Source organism: Burkholderia sp. E168m23, from assembly GCF_016586125.1.
Classification (GTDB): domain Bacteria; phylum Pseudomonadota; class Gammaproteobacteria; order Burkholderiales; family Burkholderiaceae; genus Burkholderia; species Burkholderia orbicola.
On the sequence record NZ_BCPP01000926.1, the window covers coordinates 1 to 2,817 of the forward strand.

A 2,817-nucleotide genomic window follows, 5' to 3' on the forward strand; every position below is an offset into this window, starting at 1 on the left:
GTGTACCGGAAACCGCTCCGGCTTTATTTCTTGCGCGGCGAGACCGCCGCCGCGCTTTCCCGCACGCCGCGCCGTGGCGCCGCGCACTGCATTCTTTCGTCGTTGCTAGCCGCTAAGCCGTGCGCCGCTAGCCGCACGCCACTAGCCGTGCGCCCTCAACCCACGACGGCACGCACGATCAGGATCAGCACGCCGATGAACACGCCGGCCGCGAGCAACGCGACGATCAGCACGTGCAGCGGATTGAGCTGCGTCGCGTCGGCCTCCAGGTCGCGCCGCTTGCGCACCCCGAAGAACGACCACAGCACCGCTTTCAGCGCCTGACCGAACGTTCCGCTCCGCTTGACCTCCGTCATCGCCCCGTCTCCTTCGTCATGCGTCCGGCTTCGCCGCACCCTGCGCCGCCGTACTGCGCTGCGCCGGTGCCGGCGTGGCCGGAGTATTCAGCTCGAAGAACGTGTACGACAGCGTGATCGTCTTCACGTCCTTCGGCAATTTCGGGTCGATCACGAACACCACCGGCATCTTGCGCGACTCGTTCGCGGTCAGCGTCTGCTGCGTGAAGCAAAAGCACTCGATCTTCTTGAAGAACTCCGTGGCCTGCTTCGGCGCGTAGCTCGGAATCGCCTGCGCGACGACCGGCCGGCCCTGCCCGTTCGTCACGTCGTACACGATCGTCGTCAGTTCGCCCGGATGCACGTCGAGGCTGTTGTGCTCCGGCTTGAACCCGAGTGGCCCGCGCGCGTTCGCATCGAACTCGACCGACACCGTGCGGCTGGTGTCGACCTGCGAGTTCTTCACCTCGCGCTCGCTGACATCGCGCTGCACCAGGTTGTTGATGCCGGTGATCTGGCAGATCGCCCGATACATCGGGATCAGCGCGAAGCCGAAACCGAACATCAGCCCGGCCACGACGAAGAGCTTCACCAGCATCGAACGATTGAACGCACGATCCACGGCGCCCTCTTCCGGCTTCGACATACGACGACTTCCTCGCTACTGCGTCAGTTACTGCATCAGTGGGTGGACAGCCACCACTGCTTGATCACGACACCCACGAAAAAAACGGCGGCGATGACGAGCAGGGTGAGGCCGAGCCGCTTGTTGCCCGCGCGGATCTGCTCGGGCGTTCGTCTTTCTGGTGGATTCCGGGTCATCTGAAACTTCGCTGAAACTTCCGTTCCGCGCCCGCCGCGCCTGCCTGCGCGGCAGGCAGCGGCGGAACGCTCGGTGAAACTTATTCGACGTGCGGCGGTTGCTCGAACGTGTGGAACGGAGCCGGGCTCGGTACCGTCCACTCGAGGCCCGTCGCGCCATCCCACGGCTTGTCCGACGCCTTTTCCAGCTCGCCGCCGCCACGGTAGGCCGGCAGCGCGACCGCAAACAGGAAGTACACCTGCGCGAGGCCGAAGCCGAATGCGCCGATCGTCGCCACCTGGTTGAAGTCCGTGAACTGCGCCGGGTAATCCGCATAGCGGCGCGGCATGCCCGCGAGACCGACGAAGTGCATCGGGAAGAACGTCAGGTTGAAGAAGATCATCGACGCCCAGAAGTGGATCTTGCCGCGCGTCTCGTTGTACATCCAGCCCGTCCACTTCGGCGCCCAGTAGTACCAGCCCGAGAACAGCGCGAACAGCGAGCCGGCCACCAGCACGTAGTGGAAGTGCGCGACCACGAAGTAGGTGCCGTGATACTGGATGTCGAGCGGCGCCATCGCGAGCATCAGGCCCGTCAGGCCGCCGAACGTGAACACGAACAGGAAGCCGATCGCGAACAGCATCGGGGTTTCGAACGTCATCGAGCCGCGCCACATCGTCGCGAGCCAGTTGAACACCTTCACGCCCGTCGGCACCGCGATCAGCATCGTCGCGTACATGAAGAACAGCTGGCCGGTGACCGGCATGCCCGTGGCGAACATGTGGTGCGCCCAGACCATGAACGACAGGATCGCGATCGATGCCGTCGCGTACACCATCGAGCTGTAGCCGAACAGCGTCTTGCGTGCGAACGCCGGGATCACCTGCGACACGATCCCGAACGCCGGCAGAATCATGATGTACACCTCGGGGTGGCCGAAGAACCAGAAGATGTGCTGGTACATCACCGGGTCGCCGCCGCCTGCCGCGTTGAAGAACGACGTGCCGAAGTGGCGGTCGAACAGCACCATCGTGATCGCGCCCGCCAGAACCGGCATCACGGCGATCAGCAGGTACGCGGTGATCAGCCACGTCCACGCGAACATCGGCATCTTCATCAGCGTCATGCCCGGTGCGCGCATGTTCAGGATCGTCACGACGATGTTGATCCCGCCCATGATCGACGATGCGCCCATGATGTGGACCGCGAAGATCGCGAAGTCCATGCCCGGGCCCATCTGCGTCGACAGCGGTGCGTACAGCGTCCAGCCGGCGGCCGTCGCGCCGCCCGGCGCGAAAAACGAGCCGACCAGCAGCACGGCCGCGACCGGCAGCAGCCAGAAGCTGAAGTTGTTCATCCGCGCGAACGCCATGTCGGATGCGCCGATCTGCAGCGGAATCATCCAGTTCGCGAAGCCGACGAACGCCGGCATGATCGCGCCGAACACCATGATCAGGCCGTGCATCGTCGTGAGTTCGTTGAAGAACTCCGGACGCATGATCTGCAGGCCCGGCTCGAACAGCTCGGCACGGATGCCGAGCGCCATCACGCCGCCCGACAGGAACATGATGAACGAGAACAGCAGGTACAGCGTACCGATGTCCTTGTGGTTGGTGGCGAACAGCCAGCGACGCCAGCCGTGCGGGGCTTCGTGCGCGTGGTCGTCGTGCGCGTGGTCCG

Annotated in this window: 4 protein-coding genes; all 4 read right to left on the reverse strand. The window is 64.4% G+C overall.

Annotated elements, in window-relative coordinates:
• Positions 1–155 precede the first annotated feature (155 nt).
• Complete coding sequence (locus JMF90_RS32050; RefSeq protein ID WP_011546273.1) at positions 156–356, reverse strand: DUF2970 domain-containing protein; 201 nt, start codon at positions 354–356, stop codon at positions 156–158.
• A gap of 16 nt (positions 357–372) precedes the next feature.
• Entirely contained in the window at positions 373–981 is a 609-nt protein-coding gene (locus tag JMF90_RS32055; protein ID WP_006477732.1) for a cytochrome c oxidase assembly protein, read from the reverse strand.
• 35 nt (positions 982–1,016) lie between these two features.
• A complete protein-coding gene (locus tag JMF90_RS32060; protein WP_011546274.1) occupies positions 1,017–1,157 on the reverse strand; it encodes a cytochrome oxidase small assembly protein in 141 nt (46 codons plus the stop codon).
• 80 nt (positions 1,158–1,237) lie between these two features.
• Positions 1,238–2,817: cytochrome c oxidase subunit I (gene ctaD, locus JMF90_RS32065; protein ID WP_236598073.1), on the reverse strand; the 1,580-nt coding region annotated here is incomplete at its 5' end.

Excerpts from the sequence above, each read along its gene's own strand:
- JMF90_RS32060 (WP_011546274.1), bottom strand. The coding sequence starts at position 1,157 with ATGACCCGGAATCCACCAGAAAGACGAACGCCCGAGCAGATCCGCGCG.
- JMF90_RS32055 (WP_006477732.1), bottom strand. The coding sequence starts at position 981 with ATGTCGAAGCCGGAAGAGGGCGCCGTGGATCGTGCGTTCAATCGTTCG.
- JMF90_RS32050 (WP_011546273.1), bottom strand. The coding sequence starts at position 356 with ATGACGGAGGTCAAGCGGAGCGGAACGTTCGGTCAGGCGCTGAAAGCG.